23 protein-coding genes are annotated in these 21,803 nt (G+C 31.2%); 20 read left to right on the forward strand and 3 right to left on the reverse strand.

The window, feature by feature from the left end:
* Positions 1-88 precede the first annotated feature (88 nt).
* The 15 genes from corA to ACJDUH_RS02610 all read left to right on the forward strand — a co-directional run bounded on the left by corA (position 89) and on the right by ACJDUH_RS02610 (position 13,114).
* A complete protein-coding gene (gene corA / locus ACJDUH_RS02540) occupies positions 89-1,039 on the forward strand; it encodes a magnesium/cobalt transporter CorA (protein WP_406763581.1) in 951 nt (316 codons plus the stop codon).
* Positions 1,040-1,261: 222 nt separating this feature from the next.
* Entirely contained in the window at positions 1,262-1,450 is a 189-nt protein-coding gene (locus ACJDUH_RS02545; RefSeq protein WP_406763582.1) for a PspC domain-containing protein, read from the forward strand.
* A 271-nt stretch (positions 1,451-1,721) separates the two neighbouring features.
* Positions 1,722-2,084: a GntR family transcriptional regulator gene (locus ACJDUH_RS02550; RefSeq protein WP_406763583.1), complete on the forward strand. Its 363-nt coding sequence runs from the start codon at positions 1,722-1,724 to the stop codon at positions 2,082-2,084.
* 262 nt (positions 2,085-2,346) lie between these two features.
* Complete coding sequence (locus ACJDUH_RS02555; RefSeq protein ID WP_406763584.1) at positions 2,347-3,042, forward strand: ABC transporter ATP-binding protein; 696 nt, start codon at positions 2,347-2,349, stop codon at positions 3,040-3,042.
* Positions 3,042-3,833 carry a hypothetical protein gene (locus tag ACJDUH_RS02560; RefSeq protein WP_406763585.1) on the forward strand — a complete coding sequence of 264 codons (792 nt, stop codon included), beginning with the start codon at positions 3,042-3,044 and terminating at the stop codon, positions 3,831-3,833. Before ACJDUH_RS02555 ends, ACJDUH_RS02560 begins: the two co-directional genes overlap by 1 nt.
* 17 nt (positions 3,834-3,850) lie before the next feature.
* Positions 3,851-4,600: a toast rack family protein gene (locus tag ACJDUH_RS02565; protein WP_406763586.1), complete on the forward strand. Its 750-nt coding sequence runs from the start codon at positions 3,851-3,853 to the stop codon at positions 4,598-4,600.
* 235 nt (positions 4,601-4,835) lie between these two features.
* The gene (locus tag ACJDUH_RS02570) at positions 4,836-5,126 is read left to right on the forward strand and encodes a DUF503 domain-containing protein (RefSeq protein ID WP_406763587.1); all 291 of its coding nucleotides are present in this window, start codon (positions 4,836-4,838) and stop codon (positions 5,124-5,126) included.
* A 44-nt stretch (positions 5,127-5,170) separates the two neighbouring features.
* Positions 5,171-5,575, forward strand: coding sequence for a VOC family protein (locus tag ACJDUH_RS02575; RefSeq protein ID WP_406763588.1), 405 nt, complete (start codon positions 5,171-5,173; stop codon positions 5,573-5,575).
* 331 nt (positions 5,576-5,906) lie between these two features.
* Positions 5,907-7,169 (forward strand): hypothetical protein, encoded by a 1,263-nt coding sequence (locus tag ACJDUH_RS02580; RefSeq protein WP_406763589.1) that lies wholly within the window; start codon positions 5,907-5,909, stop codon positions 7,167-7,169.
* Positions 7,170-7,274: 105 nt separating this feature from the next.
* Positions 7,275-8,000, forward strand: coding sequence for an ABC transporter ATP-binding protein (locus ACJDUH_RS02585; RefSeq protein ID WP_406765002.1), 726 nt, complete (start codon positions 7,275-7,277; stop codon positions 7,998-8,000).
* Positions 7,987-8,739: an ABC transporter permease gene (locus ACJDUH_RS02590; RefSeq protein WP_406763590.1), complete on the forward strand. Its 753-nt coding sequence runs from the start codon at positions 7,987-7,989 to the stop codon at positions 8,737-8,739. The genes ACJDUH_RS02585 and ACJDUH_RS02590 overlap by 14 nt, the downstream gene beginning before the upstream one ends.
* Positions 8,740-8,748: 9 nt before the next feature.
* A complete protein-coding gene (locus ACJDUH_RS02595; protein ID WP_406763591.1) occupies positions 8,749-10,185 on the forward strand; it encodes a HAMP domain-containing sensor histidine kinase in 1,437 nt (478 codons plus the stop codon).
* 6 nt (positions 10,186-10,191) lie between these two features.
* Complete coding sequence (locus ACJDUH_RS02600; RefSeq protein ID WP_406763592.1) at positions 10,192-10,887, forward strand: response regulator transcription factor; 696 nt, start codon at positions 10,192-10,194, stop codon at positions 10,885-10,887.
* Positions 10,888-10,904: 17 nt separating this feature from the next.
* A complete protein-coding gene (locus ACJDUH_RS02605) occupies positions 10,905-11,072 on the forward strand; it encodes a hypothetical protein (RefSeq protein WP_406763593.1) in 168 nt (55 codons plus the stop codon).
* A 257-nt stretch (positions 11,073-11,329) separates the two neighbouring features.
* Positions 11,330-13,114 carry a sensor histidine kinase gene (locus ACJDUH_RS02610; protein WP_406763594.1) on the forward strand — a complete coding sequence of 595 codons (1,785 nt, stop codon included), beginning with the start codon at positions 11,330-11,332 and terminating at the stop codon, positions 13,112-13,114.
* Positions 13,115-13,215: 101 nt separating this feature from the next.
* Here ACJDUH_RS02610 and ACJDUH_RS02615 read toward each other — a convergent pair whose 3' ends face one another.
* The 3 genes from ACJDUH_RS02615 to ACJDUH_RS02625 form a co-directional block, all read right to left on the reverse strand.
* Complete coding sequence (locus tag ACJDUH_RS02615; protein ID WP_406763595.1) at positions 13,216-13,953, reverse strand: MBL fold metallo-hydrolase; 738 nt, start codon at positions 13,951-13,953, stop codon at positions 13,216-13,218.
* 222 nt (positions 13,954-14,175) lie between these two features.
* Positions 14,176-15,375, reverse strand: coding sequence for an MFS transporter (locus tag ACJDUH_RS02620; protein ID WP_406763596.1), 1,200 nt, complete (start codon positions 15,373-15,375; stop codon positions 14,176-14,178).
* A gap of 262 nt (positions 15,376-15,637) precedes the next feature.
* A complete protein-coding gene (locus tag ACJDUH_RS02625; RefSeq protein WP_406763597.1) occupies positions 15,638-17,050 on the reverse strand; it encodes a LysM peptidoglycan-binding domain-containing protein in 1,413 nt (470 codons plus the stop codon).
* Between the two features lie 128 nt (positions 17,051-17,178).
* On the opposite strand from ACJDUH_RS02625, the gene ACJDUH_RS02630 reads away from it, so the two are divergent.
* The 5 genes from ACJDUH_RS02630 to ACJDUH_RS02650 all read left to right on the forward strand — a co-directional run bounded on the left by ACJDUH_RS02630 (position 17,179) and on the right by ACJDUH_RS02650 (position 21,755).
* Positions 17,179-17,730 carry a zinc dependent phospholipase C family protein gene (locus tag ACJDUH_RS02630; RefSeq protein ID WP_406763598.1) on the forward strand — a complete coding sequence of 184 codons (552 nt, stop codon included), beginning with the start codon at positions 17,179-17,181 and terminating at the stop codon, positions 17,728-17,730.
* Between the two features lie 113 nt (positions 17,731-17,843).
* The gene (locus tag ACJDUH_RS02635; RefSeq protein WP_406763599.1) at positions 17,844-18,080 is read left to right on the forward strand and encodes an MYG1 family protein; all 237 of its coding nucleotides are present in this window, start codon (positions 17,844-17,846) and stop codon (positions 18,078-18,080) included.
* Positions 18,081-18,186: 106 nt separating this feature from the next.
* The gene (locus tag ACJDUH_RS02640; RefSeq protein WP_406763600.1) at positions 18,187-19,902 is read left to right on the forward strand and encodes a phosphatidylglycerol lysyltransferase domain-containing protein; all 1,716 of its coding nucleotides are present in this window, start codon (positions 18,187-18,189) and stop codon (positions 19,900-19,902) included.
* 94 nt (positions 19,903-19,996) lie between these two features.
* On the forward strand, positions 19,997-20,611 hold the full coding sequence (locus ACJDUH_RS02645) for a hypothetical protein (protein ID WP_406763601.1): 615 nt from the start codon (positions 19,997-19,999) through the stop codon (positions 20,609-20,611).
* 178 nt (positions 20,612-20,789) lie between these two features.
* On the forward strand, positions 20,790-21,755 hold the full coding sequence (locus ACJDUH_RS02650; protein WP_406763602.1) for a tRNA dihydrouridine synthase: 966 nt from the start codon (positions 20,790-20,792) through the stop codon (positions 21,753-21,755).
* The last annotated feature ends 48 nt before the right edge of the window (positions 21,756-21,803 follow it).

Below are 21,803 nucleotides of genomic sequence, written 5' to 3' on the forward strand. Positions count from 1 at the left end.
AATTTTTGCTAGGACCATTTCTTTTTTACTAATAGTGGAAAGTATATTATAATATATTTGTTACTCATAATTTTTTTGAGGTGGTATTATGGTTAAAATTATTAAAGACACTATTTATGAGAGTCCATCTGTTTTAGATGTGTTAAGCAAAATTAAAGATGAGAAGGATAATTACTGGATAGACATGGACAACCCATCCCCAGCAGATTTAGAGGAATTAAAAAAGTTTTATATGTTTCATTCTCTTTCTATAGAAGATTGTATATCAAAGACTAAACGTTCTAAAATCGATGAATTTGATAATTATCATTTTCTAATTGCAGTTACTCATCAAAGCAGCCAAGGTAATTATTATTCTTATAGGAATTTATATATTTTTATTGGTGAAAATTATTTAATCAGCATTCATTATGGTGAAAGTAAAGTTATAAGTGACATAATAAATAAGTATAAAAAGGAAATGGATATATTTCAAAATGGCATAGGTTTTCTATTGTATCATATTTTAGACGAAGCTGTAGACCAGTATTTTCTTCTAACTGATAGACTTGAGGAAGCTATTAATACCCTTGAATTTAAAGCCATGAATAAACCTGTGCAGGATACATTAAATGAGATAATGAAGACTAAGAGAGATGTAACCAAGCTTAGAAGGGTGGTTTCCCCTCTGCGTGAAGTTATAAATACACTCTTAAGACATGAGGATATTGCAGATGAAAAAAGCAGAATGTACTTTTCAGATATTTATGACCATATTTTAAGGATATATGACCTTATTGAGTCAGACCAGGAGATGGTAACCTCCTGTCTTGAGTTATATTCCTCACAGTTATCCAATTCCATGAATGTGGTTATGAAATTTTTAACTTCAATTACAACCATTATGACCTCAATAGCCTTGCTTACTGGCTGGTTTGGAATGAATTTTTCAAATATGGTAGAGCTTAACTATAAATATAGTTATCTTCTTTTTATAATCTTTGTTGTATTAATGACCGTAATTCAAATTGCCTTCTTTAAGAGGAAAAAGTGGCTCTAACTTAGGGGCGGTTAACAACTTTATGCACTCTTTGCCAGTAAGGGGAACTGGTTAGGAGTATAAAATTAAGTTTTAAAACAAGTATATATGAGAATTAATATTCTATAAAAAACTGTAATATTATATAATGAGGAATAATATACCGTATCAATTTGACAGTAAGTGATGATACTTATTGTAAGTGAAATTTTAATTGGCTTTTAATAAGAATGGGGGGATAATATGGATAAAAAGTTGTACAAATCTAATTCTAATAAAGTAATTGCAGGAGTTTGTGGAGGAATAGCAGAGTATTTTGATATTGATCCTACAGTTGTACGTTTAGGATGGGTATTATTTATACTATTAGGCGGATGCGGAATATTAGCATACTTAATATTTGCTTTAGTAATGCCAAGTAAGATTGAATGAGTATTTTATTATGAAAATATAAGATTGACAAAATACCAGATAAATTATAACTATGAGGTAAAAATTAAACAATAAGAATAAATAGATATATTACTATAGATCAAAGGTATAAAGCTTAAGGCTTATGCCTTTTTATTTTACAAAAATGAAAAATATGTAAAAATTTATAAAGAATATTGACAAGAATGTAATAGTGTATTAAACTAGTAGTACACTATTACAATAAAACAATGCTCAGCATTAAGGTGAAACAATCCCTTGGAGGTGTGATATGGAAATAATATTTGACGAAAACACGCCTATTTACATTCAGATAATGAATATCATAAAGAGGCAGATAGTATCAAAAGAGTTAAAAGGAGGAGAGAAATTGGCATCAGTAAGAGACTTATCAACTGATTTAAAGGTTAATCCAAATACAATTCAAAGAGCATACAAAGAGCTTGAAAGAGAAGGAATAGCCTACACTCAAAGGGGAATGGGAACCTTTATAACAGAGGATGAAAATATATTATTTAGTCTAAGACGTGATACAGCAAATGAAGTAATGAACTCATTTATAGAGGGAATGAAGCAATTAGGCTTCAGTAATGATGAAATACTTGATTTAGTATCAAAGAATTTGAGGAAGTAAAAGTCCTAAATGGACTTTTACGGGTAGTTTGTGAGCGGAGCGAACGAGGTTAAATTACCCCGTGTTCCGACTAAAAGGAGGTTAAAGCCCTAAATGGGCTTTAACGAGTAGTTTCACGAGGGGAGCGAGTAGTCTTAAACTACTCAGTGTTTCCGACTAAAAGGAGGTTAAAGCCCTAAATGGGCTTTAACGAGTAGTTTTATGAGCGGGAGCGAGTAGTCTTAAACTACTCAGTGTTTCCGACTAAAAGGAGGAATAAAGTATGGATTTTATATTAGAAACAAAGGGCTTATCTAAAAGCTATTTCAATAAAAAAGCCTTAAGAGAAGTAAACTTCTCTCTTGAAAAAGGAAAAGTATTAGGATTATTAGGGCCAAACGGAAGTGGTAAAACTACTTTTATAAAAATTGCGGCAGGAATTTTGAGACAGTCAAGCGGAGAGATACTAATAAATAGAAGTAAGCCTGGAGTTACAACGAAAGAACTCGTGTCTTATCTACCTGATAGAACCTATCTATATAAGTGGATGAAGATTAAGGATGCGGTAGGATTCTTTAAAGATTTTTACAAAGACTTTGATGAAACTAGATGTGATGAACTTTTAAAGTTCATGGATCTGGATAAGGATTTAAAAATAACAACTCTATCAAAAGGTATGATGGAAAAGTTAAATCTAACATTAGTCTTATCAAGAAAGGCAAAATTATATATTCTCGATGAACCTTTAGCGGGGGTTGATCCAGTAGCAAGAGAGAAAATATTAGATGCAATTATACAGAGCTATAATGAAGAAAGTTCAATGATTATAACCACACATCTTGTTAAGGATATTGAAAGAATTTTTGATGATGTTGCTTTTATAAAGGATGGAGAAATAGTCCTCTCTGGTAATGCAGAGGATTTAAGATCGGAAAAAGGAAAGTCAATTGATGAGTTATTTAGGGAGGTATTTGAATAATGGGTAAGCTTTTAAAATATGAGTTTAAAGGAAACTACAAATCGTTTTTAGGATTGTTTGCCATTATAGCGTTATTAAATATTTTGATTTTTACAAGGATTAATATCTGGAATAATGCTGCTATAATTGCACTATTTTCATCAGTAGCTGTAGGAGCATTTGTAGTAGTCTTTGTCTTTGTAGTGAGTTCATTTAAAAACGAAATGTATGAAGATAAAGGGTATTTAACCTTTACTCTACCTATAGGAGGAAAGAAAATAGTAGCATCAAAGCTTATAGCTGGAATAGTTTGGTTTATTGGACTTGGAATTGTGGTTTCAATTTCTACTAGAATATTAATTGGGTTTATTGGTCCTGAGGTTATTAATCAAATAAATTTGTATGTTAATACAAAGGCTGCATTTTTGGTAGGTGCTTTGTTTGGTATAATTAATTTAATAATGTTACTTTTAATGATTTATTTTTCAATAACTATTACCAGGGTAGCATTAAGAAAAAAGAAAATGAGTGGATTCTTAGGATTCATAGCATTTATAGTGCTTAATGTAGTTATATTTTATGTAGAATATCATTTAATGAAATTATTTCCTCAAGCTTTTAGCTTCGGGTTAGATTTTCTTCAAAATACCCAAGCAAATGGGAGCCTTATGACAATTAATAATGAATCTATGATGTCAATTAGTAATGGATCTATAAATATAAATATAGCAGCATTTATTTATAATATCATAGTATATATAGGACTATTTTTATCTACAGGATATCTAATTGATAATAAAATAGATATATAAGGAGTTGAGAGGTGTATATGGTGTCAATAAAAAGGGGTATAGGCTATTTAATTTTGGTATTAGTAGTGGTTATAAGTTTAAGCGGATGCTCAGTGAAATTCACATCTAACAACAAAAACGGTGGCATGGGCAGAGTAGATAAAAAGGTTATAGACCTAGGAAATGCGAAGGAATCAGAAGTACAGATAAAAATGGCTGTAGGGGAACTTACCATAGATAAGAGCACAGATAAAATGATGGATGGAAGTTTCACATATACAAAAGAGGATTGGAAGCCAGAAGTGGGTTATAGTGAATCAGGAGATAAAGGGATTATTGATATAAAGAGCCCATCTGATATGCAAATGAATAATAATATAAGTATTGGTAAAAGTGAATACACATGGGATTTAGCATTTAACAAAGATATTCCTATGGATATGAATATTGATATGGGAGTAGGAGAAGCAAAAGTAAATCTTCAAGAGCTTAATATGAGAAATTTATATGTTAAGACAGGAGTAGGGGCTGTTAGTATTGATATTTCAGGTAAATATAAAAATGATGTTAATGTAAGTATTGAGGGCGGAATAGGAAAGACTACAGTATATGTACCAAAGGATATAGGAGTAAAGATAAAAGCAAATAATGGTATTGGAGGCCTTAAAACTAAGGGATTTATTAAGAAAAATGATGAGTATGTAAATGATAGTTATGGAAAAACACAAAACAATATTATAGTAGATGTAAAGGTTGGAATTGGAGATTTAGAAATTAAATTAAAATAGAATATTATTTCCTGAAAGCTGGTTTTAGTAAAGGCTTAAGATTCAGCAAAAAAAAGTGTCATAAACAAGAAGGTTTGTGGCATTTTTTATTGGGGTAATATGGAACAAAGCCTTAAATAATATGAATAGCTTTATGATATAATTAACCTATAAATAGAATAGTTAAATTAATAATGCATAAATTATAATTTAAGAATTTAGAAAACTGTTTTTGTAATGGAGTAGGTGAAGGATTATGAAGGTGTTATTATTAAAAGTTACTTTAAGAGCATCTTGGGTACATTCTCTAAAGGAAAAGAGGATGGTGGTAAAGAGCATTGTTCAAAGATTAAAAAATAAGTTTAATTTATCAGTTGCAGAAGTAGCTGAACAGGATATTCATCAAATAATAGTCATAGGTATTGCAGCAATATGCGGAAGTACCGCACAAGTAGATTCAACTATGGAAAATGTAATTAATTTTATAGAAGGTAATACGGATGCAGAAATTATTGATATTCAAAGAGATGATATCGTTAGTATGTAATTAAAATATATAATTTGAAATAACTGCACATAGGGAGAAAAATTATGAGCATGAAAGTGTTACACCATGTCTGTATTCAAACAGAAAAATATGAAGAATCACTTAAATTTTATACTGAAATTTTAGGGTTTGAATTAGTATCAGAAACAGCTAATTTTCATAAAAGAGATTTTAACACCTGGCTAAGAATGGGAACGTTTATGATTGAATTGCAAACTAGCAAAAATGGAGATAAATTAAATAATTGGAGTTCATTAAATGAAGGAATAGTGCACATGTGTTTTTTAGTGGATAATGTTAACCAAGAATTTGATAGGATAAAAAAATTAGGCTACACAAATTTCAGGATTAAAAATGGAGAAGAAATCTATAAAGTTGAAGATGGATACTTATTTAAAATTAAGGCACCGGAGGGTACTGAAATTGAAATAAGGGATACGCTTATTTAAAAATCTAGAGAGTTCATTTGCCTTTATTAGTGTGAGTTCATAGATTAGGGACGGTTAATGACTATTTACACTTTAAAATTAAGTGACGGTTAAAAATATGGCTCAAAGGTGTATATATTTATTAACCGCTCCTAATATCTAAAGTGCACAAGATCATTAACCGTCCCTCTTTTCATATCTAAGGTGAACAAAGTTATTAACCGTCCCCAAAACCCATAAAAGTTTATATTTTATTTATATTTAGTTTATGGAAAATATAGGGTGATAATTTACAATAAGAATATGGGAAGCTTTCCTACAAATAGAAAAAAGAATAAAGGAGAGGTTATTATTGAAATTAAAGAAGAAAACAGTGATGCTGCTTAGCTTTACTTTAGGTACACTCTTATTTGCAACGACTGCTTTGGCTGATGTAGCTTCAAAAAGCGGCTATGACCAGATAAAAGATGCTTTAAAGTTCACAGCAGAAAGTTATAGCAGTAAACTTTCAAGCTACACAATGGATGTGTCCTTTGTCATGAAGGATAATGATGTGAATTTGTCTTCACAAAATACAGTAACTAAGGTTGATATTAAAAAAGGGGTTAGGGAAGATGTTTCAACAAATATAAATTATAATAATGAAAAGGTAGAAGGCTACAACTATACAGATAAAAATAGCTTTATAAATTATAATAGTCAGCAGAAAATTTATTATGTAGGTGAAAATAATGGGACAAATAATCAGGTAGCCATTAGAAACCCATTTAAGGAGAATTCTGCAGGTGATTTAGAGAAAATTGCTGATGCCCTTACAGCAAATCTTAAGGACTATGTTGAGGTGACTGCAAGACCTGATGGAGGCAAGATATTATCAGGGTCACTTAGTGAAGCTCAAATACCAGCACTGGTAAACGCTGTAACTTCCTTTGAATTTAAAAACTCCTATGGTGGATACTATGCAGCAAGAGCTGGGGTTAATCCTGAGAAAGCAACTAAAATAACAAGTGATATATTTGTTAAGGATGTGAAAGGAAAAATTAATGTTGATAAGAATGGCTTAATTGAAAGTATTCTTGCTACAGGAACCCTTTCTGGAAAAGATAATAAGGGAGCAGCTCACATTATAACCTTTGAATTACTTGGAAAGCTCCAGAATGTAAATTCAACTGTTATAAGTAAGCCTGATCTTACTGGGAAAAAGGTTGAAAAAGTTTCAAATAGTAAAATGCAAAATAAGCCTAATTATAAAAATTATTCAGGCCAGTATAAAGGGGACATAATAATAGACAAGGATGGAAAGCTTGTTAAAATTGGAGAGAGAATATTTGACATTGAATCTTCAGATGATAATTCTTTTACAGGAAGATACCATGAAGAGTATAGAAAAGGCTATGAGGAATATGCAGCAAATAGGAAGGATTTCAAACTTACAGCTAACTTTGATAAAGATCCATACAATCCTAGCTTTAACTATACAAATTCAGATGGTAAGAGCATAAAAGGGCAGATTGGGATTACACCATATGGAGCAAGATTATATATTAACTTCAATGAACCATCAAAAGGGAACATAATATTAGATGATTTAAGCTTATATAAGGTTTTTGACTAAGAACAATATTTAAACAAACTCTGATTAATAATGAGAATTGATAATGCAGCTACAAATACAGCCATTATCAATTCTCCGCTGTATAAATATTTGCAGGAGGCACTTATGGAAAAAGTCATTGAAATAGACCATATTACTAAGATTTTTAAAAATGGCAGGGGAATAAATGATATCAGTCTAGAAATAAATAGAGGTGATATATTTGGGTTTTTAGGCCCAAATGGTGCAGGCAAAACCACTGCTATGAAAATAATGACAGGCCTTTCAAGACCTGACAGCGGTGATGTAAAAATATTTGGCTATAGTATTCGTGAGGAATATGAAAAGGCTATGGAAAAAGTGGGATGTATAATTGAAACGGCAGAATCCTATCCATATCTAACAGCTAAAGAAAATTTAATACAGTTCGGAAGATATTACAAAAATGTTAATGAAAATAGAATAGAGGAAGTTTTAGAACTTGTGGATCTTATAAAATATAAAAATGAACAGGCAAGAAAATTTTCTTTGGGTATGAAGCAAAGATTGGGAATTGCTGCTGCCATTTTATCTAAGCCTGAAGTGATAATTTTGGACGAGCCCTTAAATGGACTTGATGTGCAAGGAATGGTACAGATGAGGAATATTATAAAAGACCTTGCAGAAAAAGAGAAGACAACCTTCTTTATTTCTAGCCATCTTATTCATGATGTTGAGTTAACCTGTACTAGAATCGGTATTTTATATGATGGAAAGATACTAAATGTAGACAGTACTGAAAATATATTAAATAGTTATGCATCACTGGAAAATTATTTTATCAGCGAGGTAGAGAGAAATGGGAGAATTTAAGGCTACTTTAATAAATGAATTAGAAAGATTAAGTAAAAAGAAAAAAGGGATAGTAGCTGTAATATTATCACTAATTTGTATTATAGCAGGACAGGTTATGCTTGTAGGCTTAAGGACTGGCTTTGGTCTAAGAGGGGCAGGCAGTGGTGAATTCCCCATACTTATACTTTCAGTTGTAGTTAATTCCATACTTCCTCTTTTTACAGCCTTAGTAACAGTAGATAGTTTTTCTGGAGAGTTTTCACAGAATACCATGAAAATTTCACTAACAAGACCTGTTACAAGATTAAAGTTTTTTACCGCAAAGCTTTCTGCCATTATGATATTTGTAGCTGCAAATCTTTTAGTAGTAATGTTTTTTTCAATTATAGTAGGGCTTATGTTTAATACAAATTCCTTTACGTTACATAGCTTAATTAAAATATTAATTTCCTATTTAGTTACGCTAATGCCAATGCTGGTTCTCACTCTTGTTATAATAACTCTTGCAAATATATTTAGAAGCGGTACAAGTGTCTTTTTTATGTCTATTCTTATATTTATCGCTTTTAAAGCCCTTGGAATTGTTTTTTCCAGGTATTCAGGTTTGCTTTTTACTTCCATGCTTGATTGGTATAATCTCTGGCTTATGAACACTCTGCCTCTTTCAAAAATCATTAGAGATTTTTTACTTATGAGTAGTTATGTTATAATATTATTTACAGGAAGCTACTATTTATTTGATAAAAAGGATTTTTAAGGAGAGCAAATGAACATTAAAAGACGCACCCTTCTCTCAAATTCAGTAATAGTTACTATTCCGATTGTGGTTACTTTTATTGCGGCTTTAATTTTAAGTATAATTGTTCCGGGAGTTTTTCATAAGAATGCAGGTTTCGAGAACTTCAAAGAATTATTGGCTGTAAAAGCTGAACTACTTGATAATAAAAGCGGCATTTTAATACAAAATCCTGAGACTATAAAGGATGCTAATTTTCAAAATTATATGAAGGCAAAGCTATTAAGCTTTAATGGGGAAATAGCAATTATAAATAATGACAAACTTCTTTATTCATCTAAAAACTTTAATAAGATTGATATAGAGAAATTTGTGGAGGATAAAAATAACCCTTCTATAAATAACAGTATAAAAGTTGAGAACATATTATATACCATTGAGACATTACCAGTAAAGCTTAATGATGGAACAACTGCAGATATAATATTATTAGCACCTATAGGGGAACAGCAGTCACTGCAGGATATTATTTTAATACTCATAATTATATTTGTAATTTCCTTCATAGCGGTAAATACCTTTGCATCCTACTTGTTTTCCAAAAGAATACTTAAGCCGGTGGAACTACTAAAAAGAGCTGCAGGAGAAATTAGCAGCGGAAATCTTGATTACGAAGTAGTTGAAGCTGGTGATCAGGAAATAATGGAATTATGCAGAGATTTTGAAAAAATGAGGATACAATTGAAGGATTCTGTACAGGAAAAAACTAAGTATGACGATAATAGAAATATGCTTGTATCTAGCATTTCTCACGATTTGAAAACACCAATAACCTCTATAAAAGGTTATGTGGAAGGTATTTTAGATGGAGTGGCAAACACCCAAGATAAGCTTGATAGTTATCTTAGAACAGTTTATTCCAAAGCGGAACTTATTGATTCATTAATTGATGATTTGCTTTTATATTCTAAACTAGACTTGAAAAAGCTGCCTTTTGATTTTGAAAAGACAGATGCTGAGGAGTATTTTAAATACTGCATATTTGACAGTGCAATAGAGCTAGAAAAAGTTAATATAAAAATAAATCTTAAAAATGATTTAGAAGGGGTAAGATTCATTACTATTGATAGAGAAAGAATGAGGAGAGTTATAATGAACATTATAGATAACTCTCGTAAATATATGGATAAGGAAGAAGGACAAATTACAATAACTCTTAGAGAGACTAATTTGAGTATTGTTATTGAAATAAGAGATAATGGTTCTGGAATTGAAAAGGAAGACGCAAATAAAATTTTTGACAGATTTTATAGGGGAGATAGTGCTAGAACAGAGACGAAAGGAACCGGACTTGGACTTGCTATAGCAAAACAAATTGTGGAAGGTCATAAAGGAAGGATATGGGCTATAAGCCACGGAAGTGCTGGTACGAGTATATTGATATCACTTGCTAAACAGGAGAGGTAGAGATTTATGAAAAGTGTATTAATTATTGAAGATGATATTAGTATTGCTAAGCTTCAAAAGGACTATTTGGAGCTTTCAAGCTTTGAGGTTGACATATGTACTGACGGTATAAAAGGACTTAAAGCCATGAAGGAAAAGGAATATGATCTCTTGATACTTGACCTTATGCTTCCCCAAATGGATGGATATGATATTTTGAAAAGAATACAAGAAGATAAGAACATACCTGTTTTAATTGTATCAGCCAAAAAAGAAGAGATTGATAAGATAAAGGGCTTAAGTCTTGGGGCAGACGATTATATAACTAAACCCTTTAGCCCTGGCGAACTTGTTGCCAGAGTGAAGACACATATACAAAATTATGAAAGAATAAAAAGCAGGATTGGCAGTAAGGAAAATAACAGCAGCATTATCATAAGAGGTCTAGAAATTCAAAAGGACTCAAGAAGAGTTTTTATTCATGGGAGAGAAGTGAATTTGCCGCAGAAGGAATTCGACCTCTTAATATATTTAGCTCAAAATCCAAACAGAGTTTTTGGCCGAGAAGAGCTATTTGAAAGAATTTGGGGACTAGATTCTTTAGGTGACAGTGCTACAGTTACAGTTCATGTGGGAAGGATTAGGGAAAAGATTGAATCTGATTCTTCAAATCCGCAGTATATCGAGACTGTATGGGGAGCAGGTTACAGGTTAAAAGTATAAAAGGAGGAAAGAAAAAAATGAGAGCGTTTAAGAGCCAATGCTCGCAATTTAAAAATTTATATATACCCTTTATAAAAGGAGAGGTTGAAAAAGAAACAGTTACCTGGATGGATCTTCATAGAAAGGAATGCAACTTCTGCAGAGAGTGGAGCAAAAGCGTGGATGAAAATAGAGAAGACAAGTAATAACAGAAATTATTGGTATTATAAGAGAAGATTTTGTTAGTAAGTAACACTTAAATATTAGAACTTTATGTTAACGTCTAAATATTCAGAATAATGTCAAAAAATGTTGTAAAATTATGGTGGATAATAGGAACTTTTGGTTGTAAAATAAAAAAAAGAGAAGTTTATATAATAATCGTCGGGTCTTATTAAATTGTGATAGTCTTCGTTCAATAATAAATCTGCTCATATCCATATATTAATAAGGGGGAGATTTTTTGAAACTTCAAATACTTATTGATTTAATAAAAGACAATCAGAAATTCCTATTAAAACGTATTTTACATTATGCTAAACTTTATGACTATGTCAAATATACTTCCACCTTAGAAGAAGCTTGGATAGCATCTGTTTCAGGTTTATCACAGACTTTAGTAAATGCAATTTTAACTAATCCTGAAGTCCATGAAATTTTTGTTGACCAAGATTTCCAGCATAGCCCCATGTCTTCTTTTGGTATTGCTGAAGCTCAAAAGCATAGAAAAAGAGGTGTTACCCTTGAAATGTTTTTGAGTCTCATGAAATATTATCGCCAATCATATTTGGACCTCATTAGGGAATCAGTTCAAGACTTAGAGCATAAATATCTGTTTGAACTATGGATAAATCGCTATTTTGATAATAACGAGATTGCATTTTGCTCAGAATGGAACTCTAAATCAAAAGAAAAACTGCTTTTAGAGCTTCAAACTACCAACCGAAATCTTACAAATGAAAAGAATAAATACTTGACTATTTTTGAAAGCATATCAAATCCAGCCTTTGTTTTAGATAATGAAAATTACTGCATTAATATAAATTATGCTGCACAACAGCTTATAAACGAAAGTATGCAATCACCTGGATATATTTATTATTCCAATTTACCTTCAAAGCTTAAATTAATCCAAGTATTACCTTGGTTATATGATGAATTTATGGAGTTTTTTCTTGGAGGTGATTTGGAAACATCAGTAGAAATAGATTTTGATTCACCTACCCAAGGACTCAGAAACCTATCTATTAAATTTAGTCGTATGTTAGATGTCAGCGATAAGTTTCAAGGAACTATTATTCTAATTGAGGATCTAACGGAGCGCAAGAAAATTGAAGGACAACTTGCACAAATGCATTTTAATGAATTACTTAAAATTCAACAAGAACAATTATTGAAAATAGAAAGAGAAAAAAATGAAGCCCTTGAAAATTCTATAAGATTAAAAGATGAGTTTTTGTATCTTATTTCTCACGAATTCAAAACGCCCATAGCAGTCATAAGTTTAGCTTTACAATCAATAAATACTTTATATAGAAGTCAGATATCTAATAATATGGGCAAGCTTATTTCAACAATTGGACAGAATACAAATAGACAACTTAGATTAGTAAATAATCTACTTGAAATTACACGTATCAATTCAGGAAATTTAAAGATTAAGAAAGGCATTTTTGATATTGTTTATCTTATCAATTCACTTGTTAACTCAGTTGAATATATTGCTGAGCAAAAGGGCGTGGAGATAAGATTTACTTCTAAATTTAAAAATAAGGAAATATTAGTTGATGAAGAAAAAATAGAAAGGATAATTTTAAATCTACTTTCTAACGCATTAAAATTTACACCATCTGGTAAATCCATAAATGTAACAGTAACTAATAAAAAATATAAAAATAAAAATATGATTTGTATTAGCGTTCAAGATGAAGGTATCGGAATACCCAAAAGCAAGCAAGCACTTATATTTGAAAAGTTTGGACAAGTTGATACAAGCTTATCTAGACATGCAGAGGGCATAGGAATAGGCCTCCACCTTGTTAAGCTGCTTGTTAATGCACTTGAAGCATATATCTTTTTAGAAAGTGAAGAACAGAAAGGCAGCAATTTTACTGTTTTGATTCCTGCCACTAAAAGAATGTCAGTAGATCAAGTTCCTTCGGGAAGCAATATAGCAGAGGATTTTGTGGAAAGAGAAAGTCGAATAGTAAAACAAATAGAAATAGAATTTTCGGACATATATTTATAATATTTGGCATAGGGACGTTTCTCGTGATACAAGAAAATGTGGCAGGAGAAGCGTCTCTATGCCACATTGAATGAGCTACAGAATCTGGTGGCTCATTATTATTAACTATTAATCAATTCTATAATTTGTTGTGTTACATTGCCTTTATATAAGCCACCATGATAGCATATCACGGCTTCTATATCATAATTTGAAAGTTTTCTTAAGGAATCTATATATAAAGAATTATTAAAATTAATACTTGAAGAAGCGGTAACAAGTGCTCCGTTTTCAACAGCTAATGCATCACCAGCAATCAGGGTTTTACTTTGTTTAAGATACAGGCAAATATGACCTGGAGTATGGCCAGGTGTAAAAATCACAATTATTCCTCCTAAGTAAGGAAGCTCTTCTCCATCAGATAACGTTCTGTCTATTTTTACATGCAAATTGCTATAGAATCCTTTTAAAGCCTCTTGTATTTTTTTAATCTGCTCAGGAAGGGAGTCAAGTCTAGCTTCAAGTGCTGCTAGCTTTACTGGGTATTTTTCACCTTCAATATATTCCTTCTCTAATTCATGTGTAAGAATTTCAAGCTTTTGTGTTGATTCCTTCAGAATGCTTGGAAGACCGCCAACATGATCTATATCTTGATGAGTGAGAATTATTTTATTGAGCTCTGAAAAAGATAGATTTGCAGTATTAAAAGATTCTTGGACTTGCATCAGCTGATTAGGATAGCCTGTATCTACCAAAATCATAGTATCCTTATCTTTTATAAGTGATGGGTAAATCATTTCTGGATTTCCCATTAAATTTACTGAAACCTCTAACATTTCTATTCCATCAGCTATCTTCATTTTATACCTCCAAAATTAATAATGGTTTTAGTATAAAATATTATAGCATTTACAATAATTTTAGCAAGCGTAAAAACTTATATCATAACACAAAAATAAAGTTTTGTCAATATATATTTTTTACAATAATTTACTGAGGAATATATCAATATATGTGGCAGGAGAAACGTCTCTATAACATGAAAATGTGGCAGGAGAAACATCCCCAAGCCACATGTCCTATTACAATGATGCTTTGTTAACCACTTTCCCAACTCCTAGCTTTCCGTCCATATACTTTATACTAATAAAAGTTAAAATAATCATTGCCGCTGACAAAATTAAATGTGTTGTGAATATGTCACTGTGATCCTTTAAGATACCCATGAATGGGAAAGCTATGGCAACTGCTAAATTTGTACAAAGACTTTGGAAGGAAAGAATGGTAGAACGCTTATCTGAAGGAATATGCTTGTTTAAATATTTTGTAGTTACTGGTCCATATATGCCCCTTGCTGCCTGTTGAAGTAGTATTGCAAAAACTCCTGGCCAAGCTCTAACCTTTCCTAATATTAAAAAGGATACTATCATAAGAGCCGACATAAAAGTTAGAGTCTTAGGCTTAGTTTTTTCCATAATATATGAACTTCTTTTTGAAATAAAAGCAGCAGTAATATTAAATATAAAAAAAATAACTCCAAAATATTTTACTGGTATATTAACGCCCTCCATATAAGGCTGAAAGTACCAAAATCCAGTTCTATAAAATACAAAAAAAATCATAGAGAAGAATACAATAGCTTTAAGCTTGTCATGATTTAAAATATACTTGCCGCTCTCTTTAATATGCTTAAAATAGTTAATGCCAAATCTGCCTTCCTTACCTTCAACTTCTGGCTCCTTAAATGTTAGAACGATGGCTATAGTTACAAGCATAAATATTATTGAAACAATTAAGGGAAGATTAACATTTTTCTCATACAAAAAGCTTGATAATACTGATCCAAGTGCCTGAGCATATAAAGAATAGGAACGTGCCTTACCTTCAATCATTTGAAATTCTTTTTCTCTTTTAAGCATCTTTAAAGAATCATAAATTAATGCAGTATCCGCACCGGACTTAAAAGCTGATCCTAGACTAAAAGTGATTTCAGATAGTGCAAATACAAAGAAGCTTTTCCCGATTACATAAAATAGAAGTCCTAAAGCCCATAGTGATGCGCCAATAAGGATACTATATTTTCTTCCTAACTTATCAGCAACTGCCCCAGTTGGAACTTCAAAGAAAAATACTGAAATAGAAGATATTGATTGAAGCAGCATTATTTCAGTAAAACTTAGCCCTTTTGCTGTAAGAAATAATACTAAAATTGGTCCCAAGATTAAAAGCTCTGCAAAGGTTGAATATAAGTAATAAAGCTTCACATTTTTTTCAATACGCATAGTTTCGCCCCCCTTTTAGATAAAAATAAAAACCCTGCAAAGTCACATTTTAGATAAGCAACTCCAACTATTAACTTATGCATGTGAAAAATCGGTGAAGATTCGATATTTCCACATGTATAAGTTAAGTTTACGTAATGCTTATCTAATTAGTGACTCCGCAGGGTTAAACTCTACGTGTAGGAAAAGGTCCCTGTACTGCTATAAATTAAGTACACTCACTTTGTTGCATTTTACCATAAATTATATTGTTTGTAAATAACTATATAAGCTTTATTATATTAAAATTATCTTTCAGCAAAGTCCAATTTTGCGGGAAAGGGTAGCCTAAGGCCCAATAGCTGATGCCTCTTAAATTATAATCCTTTACCGTATCAAATTTAGCCTGAGCACTTCTAGCATCCTCAAACCACACCACATGAGCCCTTCCTTGATTATCAACATAGTTAAAATATGGAGTCTGGCTTACTGCATCAAAATTAATAACTGCTCCATATTTAACAGCCCTTGAAATAGCTTCCTGCATACTAAAGGTTTCTGCTTCCATACCTTGAATATGTGGAAGAAGCCAGTCCCTAGCATATAATTGAAAGCCAAAGAAAATTTTATCTCGAGGTATAACAGAAACAGCGTAATCAAGCACTTGTTTTATTTTATCTAAAGGTGAAATTGCCTGGGGTGGGCCTAGGCGATAACCCCACTCGTAGGTCATTAATATAACAAAATCTACTATTCTTCCATGTGCAGCATAATCGTGAGCTTCATACAATAAGCCCTGCTGGCTTTCTCCCGTTTTTGGAGCTAGAGCAGTGGATACGAAGAAATTCTCTCTATGAAGCCGCTGCACTAAATTTTTTAAAAATTGATTATAATTCTCTCTATCCTGTGGAAGCACATTTTCAAAATCTATATTTACCCCTTGGTACCCTTTATCCTTCATAATATTAATAATGTTAGTAATGAGTTTCTCGCTGATATCTTTACTTGATAAAACCACATGTGCAAGATTATGGCCGAGCTCCGTGGAAGTAAAATTGGTTATTGACATCATGGGCACTATGCTTCCTGCATAGGCAGCATTTATTAATGAGGAATCATCAATAGTTTCTAAAGTACCATCTTCTTTAATCCTATATGCAAAAGGAGCTAAATAAGTTAAAAAGGGAGCAACTTCCCTAACAGTTTGAACAGAGCTTTCAGTAAAATCGTAAATATATCCATTTACATAAGTAGAAGGCCTTATTCTTGGAATAACTAGAATTGTGCCTGGGTAAACGAGATTTGGGTTTACAATATTATTTAATTCTATTAATCTGCTAAGGGAAACTCCGTAGCGCTGCGCTACCTGCCATAAGGTTTCTCCTGGTTTTAAGGTATATCTAACAGCTGGAATAATTAACTGGAGCCCTGGATAAATATTATCAATATTACTAATGTTGTTTGCCTGTACTATGGATTGTACAGATACCCCATAAAGCTGAGCAATTTTCCATAAGGTGTCACCGCTTCTAACAATGTAAATGGTATCTTCAGTTGGAATAATTATGGCTTGACCTATAAGCAGGTCATTAGGATATTGAAGTCCATTAACTATAATTATTTTCGTCATTGGAACATTATAAAAATTTGAGATTTGCCAAAGTGTATCCCCTGAATTAACTACATGGATTAACATTACTCTCCTCCAGATTATTGTCTTCTATTTATAGCTTATGTGAATTTAATAAATAGGTGAATAGGAGACAAACCTAACCATAAATCCACTTACTTAAGAATATTATGTATAAGGGAGGAGTGGAAATTATGGTAGCAGGAACTCATATAATAATAGCTAACTTAGTTTATAAATACCTTATAAATAAATTAAATTATAAATTAGACTGGCATTCTTTTTCTTATGGAAATATTCAGCCTGATTTAGACAAAAGTTATATTGATTGTGATCATAATCTGGAAGATAGTTTAGAGACTATCAATCATAATGCTAATGAGCTAATTAATAGTAATGTTACGGGTAAGGTATTCTCACTGGGGCTCGGCATAATATGTCATTTTATTTGCGATTATTTTTGCTTATATCATACTCATGAATATCAGAAAGAAAATATCGTAACTCATTTAGCTTATGAAGGAGCATTACATACTAGTTTTTTGAAAAAGCAGATTAATGGAGGCTTAAATATATGCTTTAAGTGCAAGCCAGAAGAAAGTGTAGAGTTAATGGTTTTAAAATTAAGAAAAAAGTATAATTCTGAGCCTAAAGGCATTAATACAGATATAAATTTTTCTGTAATAGCAGCTGTATCAATTTGCGAAATGATAACTCGTAAATGGTTAGAATATAATAAGTCATAAAACAAGGATAAATGAGAGATTTTAAACTGCATATACTATATGGTATTGTTTATAATGTTTATTTGAAGTTAAGAATTATGTTTAGTTAAAACTAAAGAAGGTGTATCATAGATATGAAGAAAGAATTTAAAAGAATTGGTACTCATGATGGAAGATTTCATGCTGATGAGGTAATGGCTACAGCTATTCTTAAGGAAATTTTTGAGGTAGAGCTAATTAGAACAAGAGATTCAGCAGTTTTAGATATGGTTGAAATAGTATACGATGTTGGCGGAGGACAATTTGACCATCATGGAGCAGAAAAAATATATAGAGAGGACAGCATACCATATGCTTCCAGCGGAATATGAAAAAAGGAAGATAAATGCAGACAGTTAGAATCGGAGAATAGAGAAGATAAGAAGAAAAACTAAGGTATAAGAAACATACCTTATATGTGGATAGGATGTGTATCTAGTGAAGAAGATAACTTCATGGAATGTTAAAGATGCTTTAATAAATATGACTGTTATTCTTATAATACTCATAGGAATTGAAAGCATACTTATAGGTTATAATCATCGGCTTGAAATCTTAACAGATATAGGTAATTATAGCTTTATTAATCCGAAAACTTTACAATTTCATAGAATCTTGTCTGTTATTATTGGATTTGGACTAATCTTTATAAGCTATCGCTTGTTTAAACGAATGAGGATGGCGTGGATAATTTCTGTATGTATGGTGTCAATCCTTACTTTCATGCACATTTTTAGAGGTGGCAGAACATTTAGACCCACTGTAATTATTGAATTAATGGTTATAGTAATTTTAGTTTCTAACTACAAGAAATTTAAAAGGGCATCTGACCCATTAAGCCTTAGAAATGGTATTTTACTTGGTCTAACGGTTATTGCAATAATTTTGCTAAATACCTGCTTTACTATCTATGTGCTGAAAATTAAAATATCAACTGTAAATGGAGTTTATGATGCAGTTTCAAATACTCTAAAAATGTTATTTCTAATTGACCCGTCTGTTTTAGGAAGAGTTTCAAGAATAAAACTAGTGATTGCCAAGTCAGGAATAGTCATAAACTGGATAGGAATAATAGCTGCATTTTTATTTATTTTAAAGCCACTTGTATATCAACCAATTGTAACTGGCTATGATAAAGAAAAGGTAAGAAAATTGCTTAAGGAATATGGAGACAATCCTCTTTCCTATGTTTCTATTGAAAATGATAAGAAATATTATTTTGGAAAAGATATAGAAGGTGTTATAGCCTATACAATTGCAGCAGGAGTTGCAGTTTGTGCAGGCGACCCAATATGCTCAGATGAAAATCTACCATTTCTTCTTACAGAATTTATAACCTACTGCAAGCAAAATGACCTAGAAATATGTTTTTGTAATACACTTGAAAAACATATTTTGTTATATAAACAGTTTGGTTTTGGAGTCACTAAGTATGGAGAGGAAGCAATGTTTGAGCTTAATACTTACAACCTTAAAGGCGGCAAAGCAGCAAAGATAAGAAATGCCATAAATCACGCAAGTGCATTAGGAATTACTGTTTCAGAATATAAGTCTTTAGAACATAGAGACAAATTAGTTGAACAGGAGATTGAAAATATTTCAAAAGAATGGCTTAAGGACAAAAAAAGCAGTGAATTATCCTTTATGTTAGGTACAACCTCCATTGATAATCCTATGGATAGGAGATACTTTACAGCTTATGACAGTGAACATAAAATGCTTGGCTTTATTGTGTTTTCACCATTTTTAGGAGGAAAAGGTTATTATGCAGATGTTACAAGAAGAAAGAGTGATGCTCCAATAGGTGTTATGGAAAAAATAACTATTGAAGCCTTTGAAAAAATGAAATTAGAAGGAGCAAAGTGGGGATCTTTAGGTCTTGCACCTCTTGCAAATGCTGCAGATGATGGAAAGGTTACCGGTAAACTGCTTGATTTTGTATACGAAAAACTTAATAGTTTCTACGGTTTTAAGTCTTTATATCATTATAAGAAGAAATATGGGCCAACATCCTGGGAGCCCAGATATTTAGTATACTATCCTAAGCTATTTACACCTAAAATTGCTTATTCAATAATAAAAGCTCAAAACCCAAAAGGAGTGGGTGATTTTATTCTAACTCAGCTTAAGTCAATATTTAATGTAAATAAGTAGTTAGTAGGCTAATAAAAAGGATGATAATTATATTAGTTTTAGACAATAAATTAATATATAATTTATAATGAAATCAACAAAGGATGGTACAAAAATGAGCAAAATAGTTTCACCAGAAGTACAACAATTTATTAATAAGAATCTAAATGATGAATTTTTTAAAAATAATGTTCCCAGTGAGGTTTCTGCCTACAAAATTATAGATATTACTGCATCAGTTGATGGAATGGATGAACAAATATACAGAAATGTGCCTAAAGAAAAGAAATTTGAAATAAAGGCAGAAAATAAAGTTGCTGAAGAGGAACAAGACATAGATAAGCTATACAATATGTTAAGAAAAGGGCTTAATCCCAGCACAGTTAGTATTATAACTATTAAGTTAATTAAACATAAAGAAGAAATAATTCCTAGAATGCTTGAGAATATAAAGAATAGTGCAAACGAGAGCTTTGTTGAAGCTGCAGCCAGGATATTTATAAAAACCGATTATAATTATTCAAAGGAAGTTTCTGAAATATTGCCTGATATTAAATATCCATATACACAGGCCGTTTTTTGCTATGTACTTGGAAAGATAGGCAAAGAGGAACATATTGAAACCTTGTATAATTACTTTAATATTTTTAAAAGAAATTATGCCAATGAAACCTATTACGAAGGCCCTTTGGTTGGAATATATGAAATGAAAAGGAGATATGAGTTTTAAACGTAAAAATGTAAGATGTTAGAGTAAAATCTCCAAGTTGTATAGGGGCTGGCGCATAATAAGGTTATTTTGCGCCAGTCCCTTTCCTTGTGAATAGAAAATACCATTAATAAAATATAGATTAGAAAAAAGAAGGCTGATATAATATTTTTGAGAATGCTTAAAAAGGAGTCATTAAATGAAATATTATTTCGCACCAATGGAAGGTATTACGGGTTACATATATAGAAATTATTATGAAAAATTTTTCCACAATATTGATAAATACTTTACACCTTTTATTGTTACTAATAAAGGTACAAGTCTTAAAGGTAAAGATTTAAGAGATGTTTTGCCTGAAAATAATAAAGTGATGAATTTAGTTCCTCAAATACTTACTAACGATTCAGAAGGCTTCATTAATACTTCTAGAAAATTAAAGCAATTAGGTTATAATGAGGTCAATTTAAATTTAGGATGTCCTGCTGGAACGGTTGTTTCAAAAAATAGAGGTTCAGGATTTCTGGCTAAAAGAGAGGAACTTGATATATTTTTAAATGAAATATTTAAAATAGATGATATGAAAATTTCTATAAAAACTAGAATAGGTAAAGATAGTCCAGAAGAATTTTATGAGCTAATAAAAATTTACAACAAGTATCCTTTAGAAGAATTAATTATACATCCGAGAATACAAAAAGACTTTTACGGAAACAAACCTAATTTTCAGGTATTTAAAGATGCATTAGCTTTAAGTACTAATCCAGTATGTTATAATGGGGATATTTTCACTGCTCATGATTTTGATAAATTAATGAAAGTTTTTCCAGAAGTAAATACTGTAATGCTAGGAAGAGGAATACTAGCCAATCCAGGATTAATAAATGAGATTAAAAATAATACTTTTCTAGATAAAAAAGTATTAAAAGATTTCCATGATGAAATTTTTAATAAAAATATAGAATTGTTTAATGAAGATAAAAATGCAATATTTAGAATGAAAGAACTATGGGGATATATGATTTACATATTTTCAGATAGTAAAAAATATGCTAAGAAAATAAAAAAGGCACAAAACTTAAAGGATTATAACGAAGCTGTATTAAGATTATTTACTGAGCAGGAAATTATCAAAGGAGCGGGTTTGTTTAGCAATCAATATTAAATATCATTAAGTTAATACTGATTATAATAAATGAAATTATAAGTTAGT

Origin of the sequence: Candidatus Clostridium radicumherbarum (genome assembly GCF_045310525.1) — a bacterium.
GTDB classification, from domain to species: Bacteria; Bacillota; Clostridia; order Clostridiales; family Clostridiaceae; genus Clostridium_AT; species Clostridium_AT radicumherbarum.

What these genes read in the sequence shown, in the direction of transcription:
- ACJDUH_RS02630 (WP_406763598.1), top strand. Translation starts at nt 17,179, where the DNA reads ATGGTAGCAGGAACTCATATAATAATAGCTAACTTAGTTTATAAATAC.
- ACJDUH_RS02545 (WP_406763582.1), top strand. Translation starts at nt 1,262, where the DNA reads ATGGATAAAAAGTTGTACAAATCTAATTCTAATAAAGTAATTGCAGGA.
- ACJDUH_RS02585 (WP_406765002.1), top strand. Translation starts at nt 7,275, where the DNA reads ATGGAAAAAGTCATTGAAATAGACCATATTACTAAGATTTTTAAAAAT.
- ACJDUH_RS02625 (WP_406763597.1), bottom strand. Translation starts at nt 17,050, where the DNA reads ATGTTAATCCATGTAGTTAATTCAGGGGATACACTTTGGCAAATCTCA.
- ACJDUH_RS02650 (WP_406763602.1), top strand. Translation starts at nt 20,790, where the DNA reads ATGAAATATTATTTCGCACCAATGGAAGGTATTACGGGTTACATATAT.
- ACJDUH_RS02575 (WP_406763588.1), top strand. Translation starts at nt 5,171, where the DNA reads ATGAGCATGAAAGTGTTACACCATGTCTGTATTCAAACAGAAAAATAT.
- ACJDUH_RS02555 (WP_406763584.1), top strand. Translation starts at nt 2,347, where the DNA reads ATGGATTTTATATTAGAAACAAAGGGCTTATCTAAAAGCTATTTCAAT.
- ACJDUH_RS02565 (WP_406763586.1), top strand. Translation starts at nt 3,851, where the DNA reads ATGGTGTCAATAAAAAGGGGTATAGGCTATTTAATTTTGGTATTAGTA.
- ACJDUH_RS02595 (WP_406763591.1), top strand. Translation starts at nt 8,749, where the DNA reads ATGAACATTAAAAGACGCACCCTTCTCTCAAATTCAGTAATAGTTACT.
- ACJDUH_RS02600 (WP_406763592.1), top strand. Translation starts at nt 10,192, where the DNA reads ATGAAAAGTGTATTAATTATTGAAGATGATATTAGTATTGCTAAGCTT.
- ACJDUH_RS02645 (WP_406763601.1), top strand. Translation starts at nt 19,997, where the DNA reads ATGAGCAAAATAGTTTCACCAGAAGTACAACAATTTATTAATAAGAAT.
- ACJDUH_RS02590 (WP_406763590.1), top strand. Translation starts at nt 7,987, where the DNA reads ATGGGAGAATTTAAGGCTACTTTAATAAATGAATTAGAAAGATTAAGT.
- ACJDUH_RS02620 (WP_406763596.1), bottom strand. Translation starts at nt 15,375, where the DNA reads ATGCGTATTGAAAAAAATGTGAAGCTTTATTACTTATATTCAACCTTT.
- corA (WP_406763581.1), top strand. Translation starts at nt 89, where the DNA reads ATGGTTAAAATTATTAAAGACACTATTTATGAGAGTCCATCTGTTTTA.
- ACJDUH_RS02570 (WP_406763587.1), top strand. Translation starts at nt 4,836, where the DNA reads ATGAAGGTGTTATTATTAAAAGTTACTTTAAGAGCATCTTGGGTACAT.
- ACJDUH_RS02615 (WP_406763595.1), bottom strand. Translation starts at nt 13,953, where the DNA reads ATGAAGATAGCTGATGGAATAGAAATGTTAGAGGTTTCAGTAAATTTA.
- ACJDUH_RS02605 (WP_406763593.1), top strand. Translation starts at nt 10,905, where the DNA reads ATGAGAGCGTTTAAGAGCCAATGCTCGCAATTTAAAAATTTATATATA.
- ACJDUH_RS02550 (WP_406763583.1), top strand. Translation starts at nt 1,722, where the DNA reads ATGGAAATAATATTTGACGAAAACACGCCTATTTACATTCAGATAATG.
- ACJDUH_RS02560 (WP_406763585.1), top strand. Translation starts at nt 3,042, where the DNA reads ATGGGTAAGCTTTTAAAATATGAGTTTAAAGGAAACTACAAATCGTTT.
- ACJDUH_RS02635 (WP_406763599.1), top strand. Translation starts at nt 17,844, where the DNA reads ATGAAGAAAGAATTTAAAAGAATTGGTACTCATGATGGAAGATTTCAT.